At 63.1% G+C, this 23,365-nt stretch carries 22 protein-coding genes, 3 tRNA genes and 1 pseudogene; 10 read left to right on the forward strand and 16 right to left on the reverse strand.

Going from position 1 to position 23,365, the window contains the following annotated elements:
• Window positions 1–198: 198 nt before the first annotated feature.
• The 6 genes from LK03_RS02210 (at window position 199) to LK03_RS02235 (ending at window position 5,453) form a co-directional block, all read left to right on the forward strand.
• The gene (locus tag LK03_RS02210) at window positions 199–1,404 is read left to right on the forward strand and encodes a type II secretion system F family protein (protein ID WP_038410886.1); all 1,206 of its coding nucleotides are present in this window, start codon (window positions 199–201) and stop codon (window positions 1,402–1,404) included.
• A gap of 1 nt (window position 1,405) precedes the next feature.
• On the forward strand, window positions 1,406–2,272 hold the full coding sequence (locus LK03_RS02215; RefSeq protein ID WP_038410887.1) for a prepilin peptidase: 867 nt from the start codon (window positions 1,406–1,408) through the stop codon (window positions 2,270–2,272).
• Window positions 2,272–2,895, forward strand: coding sequence for a dephospho-CoA kinase (gene coaE, locus LK03_RS02220; RefSeq protein ID WP_038410888.1), 624 nt, complete (start codon window positions 2,272–2,274; stop codon window positions 2,893–2,895). The genes LK03_RS02215 and coaE overlap by 1 nt, the downstream gene beginning before the upstream one ends.
• Entirely contained in the window at window positions 2,892–3,092 is a 201-nt protein-coding gene (gene yacG / locus LK03_RS02225; protein ID WP_028695933.1) for a DNA gyrase inhibitor YacG, read from the forward strand. Before coaE ends, yacG begins: the two co-directional genes overlap by 4 nt.
• A gap of 73 nt (window positions 3,093–3,165) precedes the next feature.
• Entirely contained in the window at window positions 3,166–3,795 is a 630-nt protein-coding gene (locus LK03_RS02230; RefSeq protein WP_038410889.1) for a DUF1780 domain-containing protein, read from the forward strand.
• Window positions 3,796–4,157: 362 nt separating this feature from the next.
• A complete protein-coding gene (locus LK03_RS02235; protein ID WP_038410890.1) occupies window positions 4,158–5,453 on the forward strand; it encodes an NAD(P)/FAD-dependent oxidoreductase in 1,296 nt (431 codons plus the stop codon).
• Window positions 5,454–5,580: 127 nt separating this feature from the next.
• Here the strand turns inward: LK03_RS02235 and LK03_RS02240 are convergent.
• From LK03_RS02240 to rluD, 6 genes are all read right to left on the reverse strand, one after another.
• Window positions 5,581–5,656, reverse strand: a tRNA-Lys gene (locus LK03_RS02240).
• A 6-nt stretch (window positions 5,657–5,662) separates the two neighbouring features.
• A tRNA-Pro gene (locus tag LK03_RS02245) sits at window positions 5,663–5,739 on the reverse strand.
• A gap of 4 nt (window positions 5,740–5,743) precedes the next feature.
• Window positions 5,744–5,819 (reverse strand) — tRNA-Asn (locus LK03_RS02250).
• 372 nt (window positions 5,820–6,191) lie between these two features.
• Entirely contained in the window at window positions 6,192–8,756 is a 2,565-nt protein-coding gene (gene clpB, locus LK03_RS02255; protein WP_038410891.1) for an ATP-dependent chaperone ClpB, read from the reverse strand.
• A gap of 125 nt (window positions 8,757–8,881) precedes the next feature.
• Window positions 8,882–9,622: a peptidoglycan editing factor PgeF gene (pgeF, locus tag LK03_RS02260; RefSeq protein WP_038410892.1), complete on the reverse strand. Its 741-nt coding sequence runs from the start codon at window positions 9,620–9,622 to the stop codon at window positions 8,882–8,884.
• Window positions 9,619–10,581, reverse strand: coding sequence for a 23S rRNA pseudouridine(1911/1915/1917) synthase RluD (rluD, locus tag LK03_RS02265; RefSeq protein WP_038410893.1), 963 nt, complete (start codon window positions 10,579–10,581; stop codon window positions 9,619–9,621). The genes pgeF and rluD overlap by 4 nt, the downstream gene beginning before the upstream one ends.
• A 148-nt stretch (window positions 10,582–10,729) precedes the next feature.
• On the opposite strand from rluD, the gene LK03_RS02270 reads away from it, so the two are divergent.
• Together LK03_RS02270 and LK03_RS02275 are read left to right on the forward strand one after the other, a co-directional pair.
• Window positions 10,730–11,749 carry an outer membrane protein assembly factor BamD gene (locus LK03_RS02270; RefSeq protein WP_028695927.1) on the forward strand — a complete coding sequence of 340 codons (1,020 nt, stop codon included), beginning with the start codon at window positions 10,730–10,732 and terminating at the stop codon, window positions 11,747–11,749.
• Window positions 11,750–11,843: 94 nt separating this feature from the next.
• Complete coding sequence (locus tag LK03_RS02275) at window positions 11,844–12,074, forward strand: PP0621 family protein (RefSeq protein ID WP_038410894.1); 231 nt, start codon at window positions 11,844–11,846, stop codon at window positions 12,072–12,074.
• 21 nt (window positions 12,075–12,095) lie between these two features.
• Here the strand turns inward: LK03_RS02275 and thiO are convergent, their stop codons facing one another.
• The 4 genes and pseudogenes from thiO to LK03_RS22385 form a co-directional block, all read right to left on the reverse strand.
• Entirely contained in the window at window positions 12,096–13,205 is a 1,110-nt protein-coding gene (gene thiO / locus LK03_RS02280) for a glycine oxidase ThiO (RefSeq protein WP_038410895.1), read from the reverse strand.
• 185 nt (window positions 13,206–13,390) lie between these two features.
• Entirely contained in the window at window positions 13,391–13,861 is a 471-nt protein-coding gene (locus tag LK03_RS02285; RefSeq protein ID WP_038410896.1) for a hypothetical protein, read from the reverse strand.
• A gap of 563 nt (window positions 13,862–14,424) precedes the next feature.
• Window positions 14,425–14,496, reverse strand: a pseudogene (locus LK03_RS22760) (prepilin-type N-terminal cleavage/methylation domain-containing protein); the annotation flags it as partial.
• Window positions 14,493–14,834, reverse strand: a complete 342-nt coding sequence (locus LK03_RS22385) for a hypothetical protein (protein WP_205621225.1) — start codon at window positions 14,832–14,834, stop codon at window positions 14,493–14,495. The pseudogene LK03_RS22760 and the gene LK03_RS22385, both read right to left, overlap by 4 nt.
• A gap of 96 nt (window positions 14,835–14,930) precedes the next feature.
• On the opposite strand from LK03_RS22385, the gene LK03_RS02300 reads away from it, so the two are divergent.
• Complete coding sequence (locus tag LK03_RS02300; protein WP_430962056.1) at window positions 14,931–15,464, forward strand: GspH/FimT family protein; 534 nt, start codon at window positions 14,931–14,933, stop codon at window positions 15,462–15,464.
• Here LK03_RS02300 and ispH read toward each other — a convergent pair.
• The 6 genes from ispH to murJ form a co-directional block, all read right to left on the reverse strand.
• Complete coding sequence (ispH, locus tag LK03_RS02305; RefSeq protein WP_038410898.1) at window positions 15,453–16,400, reverse strand: 4-hydroxy-3-methylbut-2-enyl diphosphate reductase; 948 nt, start codon at window positions 16,398–16,400, stop codon at window positions 15,453–15,455. The genes LK03_RS02300 and ispH overlap by 12 nt on opposite strands.
• A 14-nt stretch (window positions 16,401–16,414) precedes the next feature.
• A complete protein-coding gene (gene fkpB, locus LK03_RS02310) occupies window positions 16,415–16,852 on the reverse strand; it encodes an FKBP-type peptidyl-prolyl cis-trans isomerase (RefSeq protein ID WP_038410899.1) in 438 nt (145 codons plus the stop codon).
• On the reverse strand, window positions 16,845–17,360 hold the full coding sequence (gene lspA / locus LK03_RS02315) for a signal peptidase II (RefSeq protein ID WP_038410900.1): 516 nt from the start codon (window positions 17,358–17,360) through the stop codon (window positions 16,845–16,847). The genes fkpB and lspA overlap by 8 nt, the downstream gene beginning before the upstream one ends.
• Window positions 17,353–20,190 carry an isoleucine--tRNA ligase gene (gene ileS / locus LK03_RS02320; RefSeq protein ID WP_038410901.1) on the reverse strand — a complete coding sequence of 946 codons (2,838 nt, stop codon included), beginning with the start codon at window positions 20,188–20,190 and terminating at the stop codon, window positions 17,353–17,355. Before ileS ends, lspA begins: the two co-directional genes overlap by 8 nt.
• Window positions 20,187–21,137, reverse strand: a complete 951-nt coding sequence (gene ribF / locus LK03_RS02325; protein WP_038410902.1) for a bifunctional riboflavin kinase/FAD synthetase — start codon at window positions 21,135–21,137, stop codon at window positions 20,187–20,189. The genes ileS and ribF overlap by 4 nt, the downstream gene beginning before the upstream one ends.
• A 117-nt stretch (window positions 21,138–21,254) precedes the next feature.
• Window positions 21,255–22,793 carry a murein biosynthesis integral membrane protein MurJ gene (gene murJ, locus LK03_RS02330; protein WP_038410903.1) on the reverse strand — a complete coding sequence of 513 codons (1,539 nt, stop codon included), beginning with the start codon at window positions 22,791–22,793 and terminating at the stop codon, window positions 21,255–21,257.
• Window positions 22,794–23,047: 254 nt separating this feature from the next.
• On the opposite strand from murJ, the gene rpsT reads away from it, so the two are divergent.
• Entirely contained in the window at window positions 23,048–23,326 is a 279-nt protein-coding gene (gene rpsT, locus LK03_RS02335; protein WP_028695915.1) for a 30S ribosomal protein S20, read from the forward strand.
• Window positions 23,327–23,365: the final 39 nt, after the last annotated feature.

Raw genomic sequence — 23,365 nt, forward strand, 5'->3', positions numbered from 1 at the left:
CTCGCTGCGGGTGAGTAGGCCTGTTCGGTCACCTTTTGTCACGCTCGTGGGGTGGGACTTCGTGTCCGCCGCACTACTCTAGTGAGCCTCTGGCAGCGATGCCTGGCAATGAGGCCGGCAAGCTGTTTCGGAGCGTTTCACAGGGAGCGGGGCCCTGCCCCGCTGGCCTGTTCGGTCGATGACGGAAAAGGATATTCCATGACGCAGGTTGTTCAGCAGTTCGCCTGGGAGGGCGTGGATGCCCAGGGTGTGGCGGTGAGTGGTCAGGCGGCTGGGCGCAGCTCGACCTGGGTGCGGGCGCGGTTGCAGGCGCGGGGTATTGAGGTTGCCTGGGTACGCTCGGCCAGCGCGCGGCAGTGGCGCTGGCCGCAGCGGGGCAAGGCTGATGCGGCGGGGTTCAGTCGGCAGTTGGCGACCTTGCTCAATGCCGGCATTCCGTTATTGCAGAGTTTTGAGGTGATGGGCCGCGCCGGGGCGGATGCGCGCATGGCGGCGCTGTTGCAGCGGCTGCGCGAACAGGTGGCGGGTGGCCTGGCGCTGGCCGATGCGTTGCGCCAGCACCCGGCGTGGTTCGATGCGCTGTACTGCAATTTGGTGCGGGTCGGCGAGCAGGCGGGCACGCTGGAGCGGCAGTTGGAGCAATTGGCGACGATGCTCGAGCAGCGTCAGGCCATGCTGCGCAAAGTGCGCAAGGCGATGATGTATCCGTTGATTCTGCTGCTCACGGGCCTGGGCGTGGCGGCGCTGTTGCTGCTGGAAGTGGTGCCGCGTTTTCAGGGGCTGTTCGCCAGTTTCGACAAGGCACTGCCGCCATTTACCCAGGCCGTTATCGATGTTTCCACGTTGCTGGGTGAGCACGCCATTGGCCTGCTGTTGGTGCTCAGCGTGGGCGCCTGTGCGGGTCGGCTGCTCTATCGGCGGTATGCGCCGGCTCGGCAATGGTTACTGCAACGCAGCTTCGCGCTGCCGGTGCTGGGTGGGTTGCGCCGGGATGCGGCGCTGGCGCGCTTCAGTCGAAGCCTGGCGACCTCCTACGGGGCCGGGGTGGCGCTGCTCGATGCGCTGGACAGCGTCGCCGCTGCCAGTGGTGACGAGCTGCATGAACAGGCGATCCGCCGTTTGCGGTCGGGTATGGCGAACGGGCTGGGGCTGAGTCAGGCGATGTCTGGCAGCACCCTGTTCCCGCCCATGCTGGTGCAGATGGTCGCCATCGGCGAAAGCAGCGGCACGCTCGACCTGATGCTGGACAAGGCCGCGCAGCATTATGAAGCGCGGGTCAGCCAGGTGCTGGATCAGTTGGGCACGCTGCTGGAGCCGGCCGTCGTGTTGATTCTTGGCGTGCTGGTGGGCGGGCTGGTGGTGGCGATGTACCTGCCGATCTTCCAGATGGGCAGCTTGTTCTGACATGGCGCTGTGGATCGATCTTACACAGCAGGCAGAACTGTTCATCGTACTGGCGGGCGTGCTTGGCCTGCTGGCGGGCAGTTTCATCAACGTCGTCGCGTACCGCTTGCCGATCATGCTGGAACGGCGCTGGGCCAACGAGGCGCGTGAGGTGCTCGGTTTGCCGCTGCAGGCTCACGAGCGGCTCAACTTGGCGTGGCCTGGGTCGCACTGCCCGCGCTGCGGGAAGGCCATTCGCGCCTGGCACAACATTCCGCTGTTGAGCTACCTGCTGCTGGGCGGTCGATGTGCCGGGTGTGAGGCGCGTATCAGTGTGCGCTACCCGTTGGTCGAGCTGGGCGGCGCAGTGTTGGCGGTGCTGGTGGCATGGCAGGTCGGCGTGGGGGGCCCTGGGTTGGCGCTGATGGGTTTGGGCTGGGTGCTGCTGGCGCTGAGCGTGATCGATATCGATCGACAGTTGCTGCCCGATGTACTGGTGCTGCCAACGCTCTGGCTAGGCCTGCTGCTCAATGCCTATGGCGTACGAGTACCGTTATTCGACGCTGTGCTGGGCGCTGCCGTGGGCTATTTGAGCCTGTGGTCGGTGTTCTGGCTGTTCAAACTGGTCACCGGCAAGGACGGCATGGGCCATGGCGACTTCAAGCTGCTGGCCCTGCTCGGCGCCTGGGGCGGTTGGCAGATTTTGCCGCTGACGCTGCTGTTGGCGTCATTGCTCGGCGCGGGCGCGGGGCTGTGGCTGCTGGTGCGACGGGGCGCCAAACTGGGGTCGGCCATGGCGTTTGGTCCTTGCCTGGCGATTGCGGGGTGGATCGTGTTGCTCTGGGATGATGAAATACGCACTTCCTACCTGCATATGATCACTCTCTGATGAGCACTGCGGCATTTACCCCTTGGATTCTTGGCCTCACCGGCGGCATCGGCAGCGGCAAGAGCGCGGCCGCCGAACGCTTCGTCCAGCTGGGCGTGCACCTGGTCGACGCGGATCAGGCGGCGCGCTGGGTCGTCGAGCCGGGTCGGCCGGCGCTGGCGAGCATCGTCGAACGCTTCGGGCCGGGCATCTTGCAGGCGGACGGTCAGCTCGATCGCGCCGCCTTGCGCCAGCTGATCTTCGCCGACCCGGCGCAGCGGCGCTGGCTCGAAGGGCTGCTGCATCCGCTGATCGGCCAGGAAATCTTCAGCTACCTGGCCAAAGCGCAAACGCCGTATGCGGTGTACGTGTCGCCGCTTTTGATCGAATCAGGCCAGTACGCCAAGACCCAGCGCATCCTGGTGATCGACGCGCCCCATGAACTGCAATTGCAGCGCACCTTGCAGCGCGATGGCAGCAACCCCGCGCAAGTCGAGGCGATCTTCAAGGCGCAGTTGAGCCGGGAAGAACGTTTGCGCCATGCCGATGATGTCGTGGTCAATGACCGTGACCTGCCGTGGCTGCATGAGCAGATCGATCGCCTGCACCACTTTTACCTGACCCTTGAAGGAGGCCAGCCATGAGCCAGCCAATGACCGTCGACTGCCCTACCTGCGGCGCTCCCGTGGAGTGGACCACCGCCAATACCTTCCGCCCGTTCTGCTCCGACCGCTGCAAGCTGATCGACCTCGGCGCCTGGGCGGCCGAAGAACACAAGATTCCGGCCGCGCCGGAAGCCGAAGACGAGCTGTACTCGGGCGATCTCGAACCCCGTCACTGACCCGCCCCGTCGCGAGCCGTTTTTCACCTGCGAACAACACGTTACCGTCATCGTTAGCGACTAAGCTGTGGTCATGGACGACTCAGACTACCTGCGCCTGCTCACCATCCAGGCCGAACAGGCCAACGCCTTTCTTTCCAATGCGCGCAAATGGGAGCGCGAGCGTTGGGTCTGCCAACGCCTGCTGCAAGGGCTCAACGTGCCCTACCGCAATGAGGACTTCACCCCAGCCGGACAAGAGCCGCCCGATGTGCTGTTCGGCGATGCCGCATTCGAAGTGTTTTTCGTGCTCGATGAAGGGCGCCGGCTCAACGATGAGTGGCGCGAAGAGCTGCAGCGCCGCCGCAGCGCGTTTTCCCTGAGCCAGCTGGTGCGGCGCGAAGCGCGGCCGCGGCGTATCAGTGCCCAGGAACTGCTCGGACGCCTGGCGCCGACCTTGCGCAAGAAGGCGCACAATTACGTCGAACGCGGCCTCGACCTCAACGAGCTGGACATCATCGCCTTCACCAGCCTGAAACGCGAAGTGCTTGACCTCAACAGCCATTTCCCACCGCCCACTGAATACCTGCGCCAGGGCTGGCGTTCGTTGTCGCTGGTAGGCCCGACCTTCGCCCGGGTGCTGTTCGCCCACCCTGACGCGCCAGATTTTCTGCGCAGCAATCTTGGGCGCAGCATCGTCTTCGACGTAGGCATCAGCCTCTGACCTGCCCCCTGAGCAACGCGCGTTGCCGCGCCATGGTTGAAAAGGATTATCATTAAGCACCCGCGCGAACGCTGTGGCGTTTGCGCAGTCGTATGCGTCTATCTGACGAGGCCCATCATGAGCAGCCGCCTGAGTCCTGGAGACCAGCGTCGCGTCGATGATCACCCGCAAGTCCCACCCGCCGGCCCCATCAACCATGGCTGTCGCTGGCCGTGGTGGCGCCGGTGAGCATCGCTCTGGACCTTTTCAGCCGCGTATCGAGTGCACTGGTGCTATGAGCTGCTTCGCGCTCGCCCTGTCCTCGATGCACTGGCTGACCGGCCGTATCGGCCACGAATCGTTCACCCTTATGAGAGATCTCCATGACACATCGCATCGTCATCGTCGGCGGCGGCGCCGGCGGCCTGGAACTGGCGACCCGCCTGGGCAAGAGCCTGGGCAAACGCAAGCAGGCCAACGTGACACTGGTTGACGCCAACCTCACGCACATCTGGAAGCCGTTGCTGCACGAAGTGGCCGCCGGCTCGCTCAACTCCTCGGAAGACGAGCTGAACTACGTCGCCCAGGCCAAGTGGAACCACTTCAACTTCCAGCTCGGGCGCATGAGTGGCCTGGATCGCGCCAGCAAGCGCATCCAGCTGGCCGCCACCCTAGATGAAGAAGGCCGTGAGCTGCTGCCGGCGCGCACCTTGGGCTATGACACCCTGGTGATCGCCGTGGGCAGCAACACCAACGACTTCGGCACCCTCGGCGCGGCGCAGCACTGCCTGTTCCTCGATACCCGCAAGCAGGCCGAGCGTTTCCACCAGCAGTTGCTCAACCACTACCTGCGCGCCCATGCCGGTGAAGTGGCCGGGGAAAAGATCAGCGTGGCGATCGTCGGCGCTGGTGCGACCGGGGTCGAACTGGCCGCCGAACTGCATCACGCCGCCCACGAGCTGGCAGCTTATGGTCTTGATCGCATTCAGCCGCAGGACATGCACATCACCCTGATCGAAGCCGGCCCGCGGGTGCTGCCGGCGCTGCCCGAGCGCATTAGCATTCCGGTGCACAAGACCTTGGAAAAGCTTGGCGTCACCGTGCTGACCAACGCGGCGGTGAGTGAGGTCAGCGAAGATGGCATGAAGACTGCCAATGGCGAAGTGATTCAGGCGAGTCTGAAGGTGTGGGCGGCCGGTATCCGCGCACCGGCATTCCTCAAGGACATCGACGGCCTGGAAACCAACCGCATCAATCAGTTGATGGTACGCCCAACGTTGCAGACCACCCTGGATGACGACATCTTCGCCTTCGGCGACTGCGCCGCCTGCCCGCAACCGGACAGCGACCGCAACGTGCCACCGCGGGCCCAGGCCGCGCACCAGCAGGCGTCGATGCTGACCAAAAGCCTCAAGGCGCGACTGGAGGGCAAAGCGCTGCCGACCTACCAGTACCGCGACTACGGCTCGTTGGTATCGCTGTCGCGGTTCTCGGCGGTGGGCAATCTGATGGGCAACCTGACCGGCAGCGTCATGCTGGAAGGTTGGTTGGCGCGGATGTTCTATGTCTCGCTGTACCGCATGCACCAGATGGCGCTGTACGGCACTTTCAAGACCTTGATGCTGATGCTCGGCAGCAAGATCGGCCGTGGCACCGAGCCACGCCTGAAACTGCACTGAGGCTTTTGATGGGCAGGGTCGCCTGAATGGCGCCCTGCCCTTGCAGCGCAACTAGTACTGTTTCACACCGAAACTTAAATTCAAGACAAAAGAAAAAGGGCATCTCAGACGAGATGCCCTTTTTACATGGTGGGTCGTGTAGGATTCGAACCTACGACCAATTGGTTAAAAGCCAACTGCTCTACCAACTGAGCTAACGACCCGGAAAATGGTCGGGGTGAGGGGATTCGAACTCCTGACATCCTGCTCCCAAAGCAGGCGCGCTACCGGACTGCGCTACACCCCGAAATTGGCTCCGCGACCTGGACTCGAACCAGGGACCCAATGATTAACAGTCATTTGCTCTACCGACTGAGCTATCGCGGAACTGAACTTCGTACAACTTCGAAGACTTAGTTAGCTTCGATCTCTTTGGCTTCCGCTTTCGCGTTATCACCGCTGAGTCCGGCTATTCTACATCCTTCGTTTTGCTTGTCAACCCCAATTTGCTTTCAACTTACTGATTTGCAAATTGTTTTCAGATCATCGATACCGCTGCTGATCTGCTTAGTGCCTGACAACGCGGCGTATATTAGGGGCACTTTATTCGCAGTGCAAGCAGAAATTTCAATTTTCTCAACACGTTATTGATTGGCCTGGAAAAACCACTGCCCAGCCGATTGGCTGGGCAGTCGCAGAAGGCCTTTCAAGCTGGCCGCCCGCCCTCAGACGCGAACGGTGAAGGCAGGTTGGCTGCTTTTATTCGAAGGCGATGCCGTCGCCGTCCACCGTGCCGGTGATGGTCGTGCCGGGTACGAACTTGCCGGACAGAATCAACTGCGCCAGCGGGTTCTCGATCCAGCGCTGGATGGCACGTTTCAGCGGCCGTGCTCCATAAACCGGGTCGTAGCCCACCGCGATCAGCTTGTCGAGCGCCTCGGGCTGCAGGTTCAAGGTCAGCTCGCGTTCTGCCAGACGACTGCGCAGTCGGCCCAACTGGATCTCGGTGATACCGGCGATCTGCTCGCGACCCAGCGGCTCGAACACCACCACTTCGTCGATACGGTTGATGAACTCGGGGCGGAAATGCGAACCCACAGCGTCCATCACTGCGGCACGTTGCGCCTCGCGATCACCCACCAGTTCCTGAATCTGCGCCGAGCCCAGGTTCGAGGTCATGACGATGACCGTATTGCGGAAGTCCACCGTGCGGCCATGGCTGTCGGTCAGGCGGCCATCTTCGAGCACCTGCAGCAACACGTTGAACACATCTGGGTGGGCCTTCTCGACCTCATCGAGCAACACCACCGAGTAAGGCTTGCGCCGCACCGCTTCGGTCAGGTAGCCCCCTTCTTCATAGCCGACATAGCCCGGTGGCGCACCGATCAGGCGGGCCACGGAGTGTTTCTCCATGAATTCCGACATGTCGATGCGCACCATGGCCTCTTCGGTGTCGAACAGGAACTCGGCCAGCGCCTTGCACAGCTCGGTCTTGCCCACCCCGGTCGGGCCGAGGAACAGGAACGAGCCGCTTGGGCGGTTCGGATCGGACAACCCGGCGCGCGAGCGGCGTACGGCATTGGCCACGGCGATCACCGCTTCGTTCTGACCAATCACACGCTCATGCAGCAGGCTTTCCATTTTCAGCAGTTTGTCGCGCTCGCCTTCGAGCATCTTCGATACCGGAATACCGGTCCATTTCGACACCACTTCGGCGATTTCTTCCTCGGTGACCTTGTTGCGCAGCAACTGGTTTTCCGTCTTGCCGTGCTGATCGACCATCTGCAGACTGCGCTCCAGATCGGGAATCACTCCGTACTGCAGCTCGGCCATGCGGCTGAGATCACCCTTGCGCCGCGCCGCTTCCAATTCCTGGCGGGCCTGCTCGATCTTCTGCTGAATCTGCGCCGAGCCCTGCACCTCGGCTTTTTCCGACGCCCAGATTTCTTCCAGGTCGGAGTATTCACGCTCCAGGCGGCCGATTTCCTCGGTGAGTTTCTCAAGGCGCTTCTTGGCCGGTTCGTCCTGCTCTTTCTTCAGCGCCTGGGATTCGACTTTGAGCTGAATCAGACGACGGTCGAGACGGTCGAGCACTTCGGGCTTGGAATCGATTTCCATGCGAATGCGGCTGGCCGCTTCGTCGATCAGGTCGATGGCCTTGTCGGGCAACTGGCGGTCAGTGATGTAGCGGTGGCTGAGCTTGGCAGCGGCGATGATCGCGCCGTCGGTGATCGCCACCTTGTGGTGCACTTCGTAGCGCTCCTTGAGGCCGCGCAGAATGGCGATGGTGTCCTCCTCGCTTGGCTCATCGACCAGCACTTTCTGGAAGCGGCGCTCCAGGGCTGCGTCTTTTTCGATGAACTGGCGGTACTCATTCAGCGTGGTGGCGCCAACGCAATGCAGCTCGCCGCGGGCCAGCGCGGGCTTGAGCATGTTGCCGGCGTCCATGGCGCCCTCGCCTTTGCCAGCGCCGACCATGGTGTGCAGTTCGTCGATGAACAGGATGATCTGCCGTTCCTGCTTGGACAGCTCATTGAGCAGGCCTTTGAGGCGCTCTTCGAACTCGCCGCGGTACTTGGCACCTGCGATCAGCGCGCCCATGTCCAGCGCCAGCAAGCGCTTGCCTTTGAGGCCATCGGGCACTTCACCGTTGATGATGCGCTGTGCCAGGCCCTCGGCAATCGCGGTCTTGCCGACGCCGGGCTCGCCGATCAGCACCGGGTTGTTCTTGGTGCGGCGCTGCAACACCTGCACGGTGCGGCGGATTTCATCGTCACGACCGATCACCGGGTCGAGCTTGCCCTCTTCGGCACGCTTGGTGAGGTCGACGGTGTATTTGTCCAGCGCCTGGCGCGACTCCTCGGCGTTGGCATCGTTGACCGCCGCGCCGCCACGCAGGTTATTGATAGCATTTTCCAGCGCTTTCTTGCTCACGCCCTGGCTAAGCAGCAATTTGCCCAGTTTGCTGTTTTCATCCATGCCGGCCAGCAGCACCAGTTCGCTGGAGATGAACTGGTCGCCGCGCTGTTGCGCCAGGCGGTCGGCCTGGTTGAGCAGGCGCGCCATGTCTTGCGACATGTTCACATCGCCGGTGGGGTTCTGGATTTTCGGCAGTTGGTCGAGGGCCTTGACCAGTTCCTGGCGCAGGCCGTTGACGTCGAAGCCGACCTGCATCAGCAGTGGCTTGATCGAACCGCCCTGCTGATCGATCAACGCCTGCACCAAGTGCAGCGGTTCGATGGCGGGATGGTCCATGCCGACGGCCAAGGACTGGGCATCGGATAAGGCGAGTTGCAACTTGCTGGTCAAACGGTCTATGCGCATGGGGATACCTTCCTGAATAAGGGCAGGCCGGAGCGATGGACACACCTGATGAAGAAAACCTGCCGGGGATAACCAGTAGATGTGGCTGATTCTGGAAGATTCAAGCGTAGCGGGGTTGATGCAGGTCAGTTGCCCGTGAGCCAGACCAGAGAGGCGAAGCGCCCGCCTTGTGGCGTACGTCGGTAGGAAAAGAAGCGTGGATCGCTGACCGTGCACAACCCGCCGCCGTACAGCGCCGTAACGCCGCGTGCAGCCAGGCGAATACGCGCCAGTGCATAGATGTCAGCGAGCAGCTTGCCAGGCCTGGCACCCGCGACGAACGCGGTATGGGCTTCGGGGTGCTGCGCGGTGAAGGCGTCGCGCACTTCCTCGCCCACTTCGAAGGCTTGTGGACCAATCGCCGGACCCAGCCACACCAGCACCTGCTCGGGCGCCACCTGCAACTGATCGAGGGTTGCCTCCAGCACGCCTGCGGCCAACCCACGCCAGCCGGCATGGGCGGCGGCGACGCGGGTACCGGCGCGGTCACAGAACAGCACTGGCAGGCAGTCGGCGGTCATGGCCGTGCAGGCGATACCCGGGGTGGCGGTCCAGCTGGCATCGGCTTGCGGCACCTGGCTCGGGTCGGCGTGAGCGACCTCGATGCCATGCACCTGCTGCAACCAGGCCGGACGCACCGCCAGCGCCTGACACAGACGACGGCGGTTTTCCTCGACGGCCTGCGGGTCATCGCCCACATGGTCGCCGAGATTAAGGGTGTCGTAGGGCGGCAGGCTGACGCCGCCGTCACGGGTGGTGACGCACGCACCGACGGTGGCCGGGGCCGGCCAGTCGGGATACAGCAGCGCGTGCATCAGGCCGTTCATCCGATGAAATCGCTGCGATCTTGCTTGAGCAGCGACAGCAACCAGACGAAATCATCAGGCAGCGGTGCTTCCCAGCCGATGGTCTCGCCCGTGGCGGGGTGAATCAGCTTGAGGAAACGCGCGTGCAGCGCCTGGCGCGGGAAGGTCTTCAGCGCATCGACCAGGGTCGGGCTGGCTGCCGGCGGAATGCGGAAGCGGCCACCGTAGGTCTGGTCGCCGATCAGCGGGAAGTTGACATGCGCCATGTGCACGCGGATCTGGTGGGTGCGGCCGGTTTCCAGCTTGACCCGCACGTGGGTATGCAGACGGAAGCGCTCGAGCACCCGGTAGTGACTGATCGCAGGCTTGCCGCCTTCGGTCACCGCCATGCGCTGGCGCTGGCCACCGTGGCGGCCGATCGAGGCGTCGATCTTGCCGCCGGCGGTGACCACGCCGAGCACGATGCATTCATACACGCGGCTGACGCTGCGGCGCTGCAGTTGGTCGACCAGGTTGGTCTGCGCCTGCAGGGTCTTGGCCACCACCATCAGACCCGTGGTGTCCTTGTCGAGGCGGTGGACGATACCGGCGCGCGGCACGTTGATGATGTCCGGCACGTGGTGCAGCAGGGCGTTGAGCAAGGTGCCATCGGCGTGCCCGGCCGCAGGATGCACGACCAGCCCGGCAGGTTTGTTGATGACCAGGATGTGATCGTCTTCGTAGACGATGTCCAGCTCGATCTCCTGGGCTTCCCATTCGCCCTGGGCTTCGTGCTCGGCTTCGAGGGCCAGCAGCGAGCCGCCGTGGACGATGTCGCGCGGCCGCAGTACCGCGCCATCGACGGTCAGACGGCCATCTTTGATCCACGAAGACAGGCGCGAACGCGAGTACTCGGCGAACAAATGGGCGGCGACCTGGTCGAGGCGTTGGCCACCCAGTTCGGAGGGGACTTCTGCGCTAAGTTGAATGATCTCGGACATGCTCGATTCAGCGGGCGTACAGCCTTTGGTTTCGGCTGCGTGCTTGTGGTTAAATACGGCTTCTTTTGCCCCGGGTGTTTCCGGGGGCGCTCATCATAACAGGACGGCACCGCCCAAGACAGCGGCCGTCAAAGGGACGCAAGCCGCCATGCAAGTGAAACACCTGCTGCTTATCGCCATCCTCGGACTGACTGCTGCCTGTTCCTCGAACAAGGAAGTCATTGATGAGAACCTCAGCGAAGCCGAACTGTACCAGCAGGCGCAAGCTGACCTGGACAACCACAGCTACACCAGCGCCACCAACAAGCTCAAGGCGCTGGAGTCGCGTTATCCGTTCGGCCGCTATGCCGACCAGGCGCAGCTCGAACTGATCTACGCCAACTACAAGAACTCCGAGCCGGAGGCTGCCAAGTCGGCCGCCGAGCGCTTCATTCGCCTGCACCCCCAGCACCCGAACGTCGACTACGCCTACTACCTCAAGGGCCTCACCTCGTTCGACCAGGACCGCGGCATCGTCGCGCGCTTCCTGCCGCTGGACATGACCAAGCGTGACCCGGGCGCGGCCCGCGACTCGTACAACGAGTTCGCCCAACTCACCAGCCGCTTCCCTAACAGCCGCTACTCGCCCGATGCCAAGCAGCGCATGATCTACCTGCGCAACCTGCTGGCCTCGTACGAAATCCATGTCGCTGACTACTACCTGAGCCGTGACGCCTACGTGGCTGCGGCCAACCGCGGTCGCTACGTGGTGGAAAACTTCCAGGAAACGCCGTCGGTCGGCGATGGCCTGGCCATCATGGTCGAGTCGTACCAGAAGATGCACCTCGACGAACTGGCCGCCACCAGCCTGGAAGCGCTCAAGCTCAACTACCCCGACCACCCGAGCCTGAAAGACGGCAGCTTCGAACCGACAAAAGGCGACGCCGACGGCCGCTCTTGGCTGTCCAAGGCCACCCTGGGCCTGATCGAAACCGACACCCCGCTGCCGCCGGGCGAAACCCGCGCCAACCAGGATGTGGTCCGTCAGTTCCAGGACGCTCGCGACGATATCCCGCGTGAGCTGCTGGCCAAGGACGAAAACGGTGACCCGATTCTGCCAGCCGGCCCGAAAGAAGCCGACAAGGGCCGTTCGTGGTTCAGCTACGCAACCTTCGGCCTGTTCGACTGATTGCAGCGCAACCTGACAAAGGGAGGCTCAGGCCTCCCTTTTTCGTGGGCAGCGTCCTAGACTGTGCTCCCCTTCCCCCGACAAGCCGGACACCATGATTCGCCTACTGTTCTGGATCGCCCTGATCGCCGCAGCCTTCTGGCTGTGGCGCAAATTCAAGATCAGCCAGCAAGCACAAGACCCGACACGCCTCGACGACCCGCTGCGCATGGTGCGCTGCGCCCACTGCGGCGTGCACTTGCCCACCGACCGCGCCCTGCGCCGCGGGGGCGAGTGGTATTGCAGTCAGCAGCACCTGGAGCAGGGGCCGCAGTCATCGCGCTGAAATAACGTGCGGCCTGTCGAGTCAGCCCAGCCGACCGGCGGGCGCGTAAGGCGCGGGATCGATGATCGGTGCCGCGCCGCTGAGCAGATCGCAGAGCAGCTGGCACGATGCCGGCGCCAGCACCAGCCCATTGCGGAAATGTCCGCAGTTGAGCCACAGGCCGGGATGCTCCGGCACTTGGCCGATGAAAGGAACGCCCTCGGGTGACCCCGGCCGCAGCCCCGCCCAATGCCCGACTACTTCTGCCTCTTCCAGCGCAGGCAGCAATTCGAAGGCTGAGGCTTTCAGACTCTCCAGCGCCTGTTGCGTGGGCTGTTTGTCATAGCCCGTATATTCCAGCGTGCTGCCTACCAGAATGTGCCCATCCCGGCGCGGAATCGCGTAGCGACCGTTGGCTAACACCATGCTCGGCAGAAAGTCTTCAGCGCACTTGAACAGAATCATCTGCCCTTTGACTGGCTGGACCGGCAGCTCGAGATCGAGCGTACGCAGCAGATCGCCGCTCCAGGCCCCGGCACACAGCACTACATCGTCGGCCCCCAGCACGCGGGCGCCGCTGTCGGTAACGATATCAACGCCCGTTACCCGCCCCTGCCCGTGAACGAACCCGCGCACCTGACACTGCTCATGCACGGTCACGTTCGGCAGCCCCTTCAGCGCTGCGGTCAAGGCCTTGACCAGCCGCGGGTTACGCACGTTCGCCACGCCGGCCATGTAGATCGCCTGGGCAAAGCCCGGCCCCAACACGGGTACCGCATCATAGACCTGAGCGATATCCACCTCACGCAGTGGCCGCTGCTGTTGCTCGGCCCACTCCAAGGCCTGATCCTGCTCCGGCAGATCGAGCCAGTACAGACCGGTGGTGTGCACCTCGGGGTCAATGCCAGTGCTGGCCAACAGACGTTCGGCCAGTTGCGGATAGAAGTCCTGCGACCAATGGGCCAGCGCCGTCACTGCCGCGCTGTAGCGCCATGGGTACAGCGGCGAGACGATGCCACCGCCTGCCCAGGAAGACTCACGCCCCACCTCGCCCTGCTCGCACACCGTTACCTGTGCGCCTTTCATCGCCAGGTTGAACGCCGTGAGCAGACCAATCACCCCAGCACCGACCACCACCACTTGCTTGTTCATTTAATGATCCAACATCCGAGTAATCCAGGGCGCATCAAGCACCTTCAGCTTGCCCAGCAGGCGACGAACACCTCTGTACGAAACAACGCGGGTTGTCGGGGGAAGCTGAGGTAGGCAATGGCGGCAAGAATGCCGCTCACCGTTACGACACGCAACCACTGCCTGCACCCGCGGTCGCGCACTATTCATTCCTCCTTCGAGCGCTGGCGCCAGAGGATGCGCTGCGCCACCTCCCCCTCGCCGTCGGCCAAGGCATAGACCGCCTCGATCACCTGACGCGACTGCGCCTGTGCACTCACCGCAGTGACCCTGAACAGCGTCACCTGCTCACCCCGCGGTCGGTGCATGGCCCGTTCAGTGGTGCCAAGGTTCTGTATCTGGTAGAACCCGCTGGCAGCCGGTTGCCATCGACCTTGCAGCTCGTGGGGCCGTATCGGTGGTGGGCAGCCTTTACAGACGGGCATGCCAGCCGGTAGCAGGCTTGCCGCTTCCAGCAACGTCGCTTCGGCCTGCTCGAAGGCTTGTCCCCCTTTGAGTAGATACGCTGCCTGATGGGTATCGTTGAGCGCGTCATGCAGTGCCGAGGCGGCCAGCAACGCCAGCAGCAGACTCAACATCAGACTGATCAGCAGCACCACGCCGCGCTGCCGGCTCATGGTGCCATCGGCCCATTGCGCAGGGCGACGCTGAGCCGGTGATACTGCGTCAGTGCGTGGGCGGTCTGGTGGAGCTCCAATTCAAGCTCGATCCGCCCATCCTCCAATTGCCAGACGCGCAAGGCGCGCACGTCCTCAAGCAACGGTTGTCGGCTACGACCCCGCACCAGCATCAGGCTGGTACCGGAAAGCTGGTAGACCAGCCGGCTGATGGGTATGGCCATGCGACCTGCGTCACCGAGCGCACGGCCGTCTTCTACCCTTGCCGTGGATTGGCAATCGGTGAGCAGCGTCCAGTCAGCGGCGCCGCTGTGCCCTGGCAGTTCCGCGACCACCAGACTCAACTGCCCCGCCGCTATGCGCACTGGCGCCGCAAATGCCTGGGCCGCGGTTGCACTGGCGAAATCGGCGTCATCGAGCTGCAAGCAACCGAACATCCCGGCCATGCGAATATCTTCGGCCATACGCTTGAGTACCAGGCGCGCATCGCCCTGCATCTGCAAGGCCGCGCCTTGCCAGCGCCAGGCCTGGTAGGCTGCTGCGAAGAGCTGGCTCACGCCAGCCAGCACCATTGCACCAAGAGCCACCGCCAGCAGCGTTTCCAGCAGGCCGAACCCCCGTTGCCGAACGCTCATCGCACGCCGTCGTCGTTCAGCCGCACCCAGCCCTGCTCAGCTACCTGTCGTCGCGGCCATCGGACTTCTACGCGCAGCGCCGGCGCGTCCTGCACGATACGTCCCTGGGCCTGCTCATCCAGCTCTGCCCTGAGCCGCGCCTGCCAGAGCGCTTGCTGGCTGGCCGATAACGCGCCGGCCGCCCTGCTCCACTCCATCACCCCCTGCGCCAGCCACACCGCTGCCGTATGCCGACGCGCATCGTCAGTGGCCTGCACCGCTCGCAACTGCAGCGCTGTAGCGCTCAACACCCCGACGGCCAATACGCCGAGGCCTACGACAACTTCAAGCAGCGTCATGCCGCCCTGCTCTGTTCGCATCCCTGCTTCCCCCCGAGACATTTCCCTATGCGTGCAGTCGACACGCCCGACTGACACCGCCCCTGGCAACTGGCGATGCTGAAGAAAAGCACGGCTTGGGAGAAATGCACGGTGAAGCAACAAGGCGCAACACTGATTCAATTGTTGTTGGCCCTGGCTATTGCAGGAGGTCTGGCACAGCTTGGCGTCACGGCCTACGGGCAGCTCAGAGAAAACCTGCAACTGAGCCTGGCCGCGCGCGACCTCGCCCAAGCCCTGCGTCATGCACGCAACCACGCCGCGCTACACAGCGAGTCGGTGGTGATGGAAGCGTGGGAAGAAGACTGGGGAAAGGGCTGGAAGATTCTGCGAATGGGCGATCGGCAATTGCTGCAGGAACGCAGGCTGTCACCACCCTTGACGATTGTCAGCAATGGCGGCAAGCAGGTGAGGTTCAGCGCCCTGGGTATACCGCTCAAGGCTGGCGCCGCGTTCTATGCCGCGACTCTGCATCTGTGTCGGGGCGCGCGCAGCGAACATCAGGTATTGATCGCCAGCAGCGGCAGAATCAGGCGGGACACAGGGGCCCTGAGCACGCCCCTGTGTGCCGCACGCACGTTACAGCAGTGAACGAACGCGCAGTTCCTTGGGCATCGAGAAAGTGACGTTCTCGGCGCGGCCATCGAGCTCGGCCGTATCGGTCGCGCCCCAGGCCTTGAGCTGATCGATCACACCGCGCACCAGCACCTCGGGTGCCGAAGCGCCTGCGGTGATGCCGATCCGCTCGATGCCCTCGAACCAGGCTCGCTGCAGGTCTTCAGCGCCATCGATGAGGTACGCCGGGGTACCCATGCGCTCGGCCAGCTCGCGCAGACGGTTGGAGTTGGAGCTGTTCGGGCTACCGACGACCAGCACCACATCACTTTCATCGGCCAGTTGCTTGACCGCATCCTGGCGATTCTGCGTGGCGTAGCAAATGTCGTCCTTGCGCGGCCCGCCGATCTGCGGGAAGCGCGTGCGCAGGGCATCGATGACTCGACTGGTGTCGTCCATCGACAGCGTGGTCTGGGTGACGAAGGCCAGGTGCTCAGGATCGCGCACCTGCAGGCGAGCGACGTCTTCTTCATCCTCCACCAAGTAGATGGCACCGCCATTGCTGGCATCGTACTGGCCCATGGTGCCCTCGACCTCAGGGTGGCCCTCATGGCCGATGAGGATGCATTCGCGACCATCGCGGCTGTACTTGGCGACTTCGATATGCACCTTGGTCACCAGCGGGCAAGTGGCGTCGAACACCTTCAGGCCACGGCCTTCGGCCTCCTGACGCACCGCCTGAGACACACCGTGGGCGCTGAAGATGACGATAACGTTGTCCGGAACCTGGTCCAATTCCTCGACGAATACCGCGCCACGGTTGCGCAGGTCTTCGACGACGAACTTGTTGTGCACCACTTCATGACGCACATAGATGGGCGGGCCAAAGACTTCCAGGGCACGGTTGACGATCTCGATCGCCCGGTCGACCCCGGCACAGAAACCACGGGGGTTGGCGAGTTTGATTTGCATGCTCGGCTCCAGGCTTACAGCGCCTTCACCTCGAGGATCTCCACCTCGAAGCTCAAGGTCTTGCCAGCCAGTGGGTGATTGAAGTCGATGGTGACCTGCTCTTCATCGAAGGCTTTGACGACACCAGGCAGCTCGGCGTTGGCGGCGTCGTTGAAGATCACCAGCAGTCCTTCGGACAACTCCATGTCATTGAACTGCGAGCGCGGCATGACCTGCACATTCTGCGGATTGGGCTGGCCGAAGGCGTTTTCCGGGGCGATCGACAGGCTGCGACGGTCACCGGCCTTGAACCCGAACAGGGCGGTTTCAAAACCTGGCAGCAGGCTGCCATCGCCGACCTTGAAGGTGGCCGGCGACTTGTCGAAGGTGCTGTCCACGGTATCGCCGTTTTCCAGATGCAAGGCGAAGTGCAAGGTCACTTCCGTGTTCTGGGCGATGCGGGTATCAGTCATTGACCGGCTCCTCGGACTTCTTGCTCTTGAACATATCCAGCGCCAGCATCACCGCGCCCACGCAAATGGCGCTGTCGGCGAGGTTGAAGGCCGGGAAGTAGTGGCGGTTCTGCCAGTGCACCAGAATGAAGTCGATCACATGGCCGAGCACGATACGGTCGTACAGGTTACCCAGCGCACCGCCGAGCACCAGCGCCAGCGCCACGGCCAGCCAGGTCTCGTTGCGCCCCAGGCGCTTGAGCCAGACCACCAGCACGGTGCTGACCACGATGGCGATCAGGGCGAACAGCCAGCGCTGCCAGCCCGCGCCATCGGCGAGGAAGCTGAAGGCGGCGCCAGTGTTGTAGGCCAGGGTCCAGCTGAAGTAGTCGGGAATGACCACGATCTGCTGGTACATGCTCAGGTTGCCGTCGAAGTACAGCTTGGTGGCCTGGTCGAGGACCAGGACCACCAGGCTGAGCCACAGCCAGGAAAGGCGCCCGAAGCGCCCCACCGAAGGGTTAGGCATAGTGGCGCACCTCGCCATTACCGCTCAGGTTATCGACGCAGCGCGTGCAGATTTCCGGGTGCTCCGGGTGGCTGCCGACATCGGCGCGGAAGTGCCAGCAACGACCGCACTTGGCATGGCCAGACTTGACCACGCTCAGTTTCAGGCCTTCCACTTCCGTGGCGACGGCCTCGGCCGGTGCGTCGGCCAGCGGCAGCACGCTGGCGGCCGAGGTGATCAGCACGAAGCGCAGTTCGTCACCGAGCTTGTGCAGGTCGGCGCTCAGGTCGTCCGCAGCGAACAGGGTCACTTCGGCCTGCAGGTTGCCGCCGATGACCTTGGCCGCCCGCTGGTTCTCCAGCTCCTTGTTGACCGCCGCCTTGACCGCCATGACGCGATCCCAGTACGCACGATCGAGCTCGAGGCCTTCGGGCAACTCGGCCAGGCCTTCGTACCAGGTGTTGAGCATCACCGATTCGTTGCGCTCACCTGGCAGGTACTGCCACAGCTCGTCTGCGGTGAACGCCAGAATCGGTGCGATCCAGCGCACCAGCGCCTCGCTGATGTGGTACAGCGCGGTCTGGCACGAGCGACGCGCAACGCTGTTGGCGCCGGTGGTGTACTGACGGTCCTTGATGATGTCGAGGTAGAAGCCGCCCAGCTCCTGGACACAGAAGTTGTGCACCTTGGAGTAGACGTTCCAGAAGCGGTACTCGCCGTAGTGCTCTTGCAACTCGCGTTGCAGAAGCAAGGTGCGATCCACCGCCCAGCGGTCGAGGGCGATCATCTGCTCGGGTTGCAGCAGGTCGCGCGCCGGGTCGAAGCCGGACAGGTTGGAAAGCAGGAAGCGCGCGGTGTTGCGAATCCGCCGGTAGGCATCGGCGCTGCGCTGGAGAATCTGGTCCGAGACCGCCATTTCACCGGAATAGTCGGTGGCCGATACCCACAGACGCATGATGTCGGCGCCCAGGGTGTTGTTGACCTTGTCCGGCTCGATGGTGTTGCCCAGCGACTTGGACATCTTGCGGCCGTTCTCGTCCACGGTGAAGCCGTGGGTCAGCAGCTCGCGGTACGGCGCGTGGCCATCGATGGCGCAACCGGTCAGCAAGGAAGAATGGAACCAGCCGCGGTGCTGGTCGGAACCTTCCAGGTACAGGTCGGCACGCGGGCCGGTGGCATGGCCGATGTCGTGGGAGCCACGCAGTACGTGCCAGTGGGTGGTACCGGAATCGAACCACACATCCAGGGTGTCGGCGATCTTCTCGTACTGGTCGGCCTCATCACCGAGCAGCTCGGCGCTGTCGAGCTTGAACCAGGCTTCGATGCCTTGCTGCTCGACACGCTGGGCAACCTCTTCCATCAGCTCGACGGTGCGCGGGTGCAACTCGCCGGTCTGGCGGTTGAGGAAGAACGGAATCGGCACGCCCCAGTTACGCTGGCGCGAGATGCACCAGTCAGGGCGGTTGGCGATCATCGCGTGCAGCCGCGCCTGACCCCAGGCCGGAACGAACTTGGTTTCTTCAACGGCCTTGAGGGCGCGCGCGCGCAGCGGCTCGCCGTTGTGCGGCTCGCGGTCCATGCCAACGAACCACTGCGCGGTGGCGCGGTAGATCAGCGGCGTCTTGTGGCGCCAGCAGTGCATGTAGCTGTGCTTGATGTTCTCGGTGTGCATCAATGCATCGACTTCACGCAGCTTGTCGATGATCGCCGGCCCGACCTTGAAGATGAACTGACCGCCGAAGAACTCCAGGTCAGGCACGTAGACGCCGTTGCTCTGCACCGGAGCGAGGATTTCGTCGTTGTGCATGCCATAGCGCTTGCAGGTGACGAAGTCGTCCTCGCCATAGGATGGCGAGGTATGGACGATGCCGGTACCGGCGCCCAACTCGACGTAGTCGGCCAGGTACACCGGCGACAGGCGATCGTAGAACGGGTGACGGAAGTTGATCAGCTCCAGCGCCGCGCCGGTGGCGGTGGCGATGACCTGGCCTTCACGGCCATAACGCTGCAGGCACGCCGGCACCAGCTCTTCGGCCAGCACCAGCAGGCGGTCGCCGATATCGACCAGCGCATAGCTGAACTCGGCATGCACGCTCAGACCCTGGTTGGCCGGGATGGTCCACGGGGTGGTGGTCCAGATCACCATGGCCGCAGGCTTGCTCAGCTCGGCCAGGCCAAAGGCGGCGGCCAGCTTGGCGCTGTCGGCATCGGAAATCGGGAAGGCGACATCGAGGGTCTGCGAGGTCTTGTCGGCGTATTCGACCTCGGCTTCGGCCAATGCCGAACCGCAGTCGAAGCACCAGTTCACGGGCTTCAAGCCCTTGAACACGAAACCTTGCTTGACCATCTCCGCCAGGGCGCGGATCTCGCCGGCCTCGTTGGCGAAGTTCATGGTCTTGTAGGGGTTGTCCCAGTCACCCAGCACGCCCAGGCGAATGAACTCGCTCTTCTGTCCTTCGATCTGCTCGGCAGCGTAGGCACGGCACAGCTCGCGGGTCTGATCAGGGGTCAGGTGCTTGCCATGGGTGACCTCGACCTTGTGCTCGATGGGCAGACCATGGCAGTCCCAGCCGGGCACGTACGGCGCGTCGAAGCCGGACAAGGTCTTGGAGCGGATGATCATGTCCTTGAGGATCTTGTTCAGCGCATGACCGATGTGAATCTTGCCGTTGGCGTAGGGCGGACCGTCGTGCAGGACGAACTTCGGACGATCCTTGCCAATCTCGCGCAGCTTCCCGTACAGGCCAATGCTGTCCCAGCGCTGCAGAATCTGCGGTTCGCGCTGAGGCAGGCCGGCCTTCATGGGGAAGGCGGTGTCCGGTAGGTTTAGCGTGGCTTTGTAGTCGGTCATTTCAGGCTCTTGGTTAGCGGTTGAGCGTGCCAGTGGGCACGTGCGGCGGCGATGTCCGCGTCGATCGCCGACTTGAGCGCCTCGAGCGAGGCGAAACGCTGCTCTTCGCGCAGCTTGTGGTGAAATTGCACAGCCAGACGCCGGTCGTAGAGATCACCGGCAAAATCCAGCAGATGGATTTCCAGGTGGGGTCGGCCGTCGCCGGCGACACTTGGGCGCACGCCGATGTTGGCGATGCCCGGCCAATGCTTGCCGTCGATCTCGGCGCTGGTCAGGTAGACCCCCGACAGCGGCACGTGGCGGCGCTTGAGCTGGATGTTGGCAGTGGGCGTGCCCAACTGGCGCGCCAGTTTCTGGCCATGCAGCACCCGCCCGCAAATACGGTACGGGCGGCCGAGCAGATCAGCTGCGAGTTCGAAGTCGGCCTCGGCCAGCGCCTTGCGAACCTGCGTGCTGCTGACGCGCATGCCGTCCTGCACCACGGTTTGCGCGGCTTCGACGCTGAAGCCGTGCTGGCGGCCCATGTCGCTGAGGAAAGCGAAATCCCCCGCGCGGTCGCAGCCAAAACGGAAATCGTCACCCACTTCCAGGTGACGCACATCCAGCCCCTTGACCATGATCGCGTCGACGAACTCGCTGGCGCCGAGCGCGCTGAGTTGCTGATTGAAGGCCAGGCACAGCACCTGGTCGACGCCTTCGGCCTGCAGCAGCTCGATCTTGTCGCGCAGCCGCGCAAGGCGCGCCGGGGCCGAGTCAGGGGCGAAATATTCACGCGGCTGCGGCTCGAAGATCACCACGCAGGTCGGCAGACCCAGCGCCTGACCACGCTCACGCAGACGCCCCAGGATAGCCTGGTGGCCACGGTGAACCCCGTCGAAGTTGCCAATGGTGGCGACACAGCCCCGGTGCTCGGGGCGAAGGTTGTGAAGACCTCGAACCAGCTGCATAGCGCGCTTCTTGCTCATAAAGTGGTCGATTATAACCACACCCGGACGCTGGCGACAGACAGCAGCATCCGCAGGTGGCATTGACGATGAAAATCCGATGCCTGACCTGTCCAGGCCTCAGTGCAGCGCCTTGCGTGCGAAGTGCCGCGGACGCATGCCACACAGCAGCAGACAGCCAAAATAGCTCACCACACCGGCCACGATCAGCGCCCCCAGACGCAGGAACCGCTCAGCCATGTTGCCCTCGGCCCAGGCCGGCATCAGGTGCATGCCGCCGATCAGTACCGCACTCATCAGCAGCACCGCTGCAACCAGCTTGAGCAGAAATACCGCCCAACCTGGTTGCGGCTGGAACAGCTGCTGGCTGCGCAGGCGCCAGTACAGCAGACCCGCGTTCAGGCACGCGCCGATGCTGATCGCCAGGGCCAGGCCTGCATGTTGCAGCGGCCCCACCAGCGCGAGGTTCAGCAGTTGCGTGGAGATCAGCGTGAAGACGGCGATCTTCACTGGCGTGCGAATGTTCTGCTGGGCATAGAAGCCGGGGGCCAGCACCTTGACCAGGATGATCGCCAGCAGCCCGACCGAGTAGGCCATAAGAGCGCGCTGGGTCATGGCGGCATCGAAAGCGGTAAACTTGCCGTACTGGAACAGCGCGACGGTGAGCGGTTCGGCCAGAATCGCCAGGGCCAGCGTACACGGCAGCACCAGCAGGAAGCACAGACGCAGGCCCCAGTCGAGAATCCGCGAGTACTCGTGACGATCGCGGTTGGCGTAGGTCTTGGCCAGCGTCGGCAGCAAGATGGTGCCGAGCGCCACGCCCAGCACACCGGACGGTAGCTCCATCAGGCGGTCGGCGTAGTACATCCACGACACGGAACCTGCGACCAGAAACGAGGCAAAAATCGTGTTGATGATCAGAGAAATCTGACTCACCGATACACCCAGAATCGCCGGCAACATCTGTTTCAGGACACGCCATACCCCGGCGTCGCGCACATTCAGGCGTGGCAGCACGAGCATACCGATGCGCTTGAGTGCCGGCAGTTGATAGAGCAACTGCGCCAGGCCACCGGCCAGAACGCCCCAGGCAAGGGCCATGATCGGCGGATCGAAATACGGCGTGAGGAAGACGGCGAAGGCGATCATCGCGACGTTGAGCAAGGTCGGGGTGAACGCCGGGACGGTAAAGCGGTTCCAGGTATTGAGGATCGCGCCAGCCAGGGACGACAACGAGATCAGCAATATATAAGGAAAGGTCACCCGCAGCAGCGCGCTGGTCAGTTCGTATTTTTCACTGCTGTCGACAAAACCCGGCGCCGTCACCCACACCACCCAGGGCGCGGCCAGGATGCCGACGGCGGTCACCAATGCCAGCACCAGCGTCAGCAGGCCACTGACATAGGCAATGAAGGTGCGGGTGGCCTCCTCGCCCTGCTGCGTCTTGTATTCGGCAAGAATCGGCACGAAGGCTTGCGAGAAGGCGCCCTCGGCGAAGATTCGGCGCAGCAGGTTGGGCAGCTTGAAGGCAATGAAAAAGGCGTCCGTCGCAACGCCTGCACCGAAGATGCGCGCCAGAATGGTGTCGCGGATGAACCCCAGCACACGGGAAATCATGGTGATGGAGCTGACCGCGGCCAGGGATCGAAGCAGATTCATGGAAAAGTTTTACGCCAGGGGACGAGGAGCGCTGCCAGTCGACGCTCGAATATGCGATACTCCCGCGCTCGCTGCAGGGGGAGCCAAATTTCCCGAGTTTACAGGTCGCGGCGCAGAATGGAATCCACTCCTTCCAGCACTGCTGCCACTCAGCGGGACCCTGCATATGGCCTTGACAACCGATGAACTCATCGGCATGATTCGCGGCCTTATTTGCTTGTCATTTATCCAAAAGTCTTTCGAGGAGCTCGACGGTGGCCAACTCACCTTCCGCCAAGAAACGTGCAAAGCAGGCTGAGAAGCGTCGCAGCCACAACGCCAGCCTGCGTTCCATGGTCCGTACCTACATCAAAAACGTAGTTAAGGCCATCGACGCCAAAGATGCCGAAAAAGCACAATCGGCTTACACCCTGGCTGTGCCAGTTATCGACCGTATGGCCGATAAAGGCATCATCCACAAGAACAAAGCTGCTCGCCACAAAGGCCGTCTGAACGCGCACATCAAGGCGCTGAAAGAAGCCGCTGCTGCCTAAGCGAAGCACGTGTTCATAAAAAACCGACCCTAGGGTCGG

Source organism: Pseudomonas cremoricolorata (genome assembly GCF_000759535.1).
Taxonomy (GTDB): domain Bacteria; phylum Pseudomonadota; class Gammaproteobacteria; order Pseudomonadales; family Pseudomonadaceae; genus Aquipseudomonas; species Aquipseudomonas cremoricolorata_A.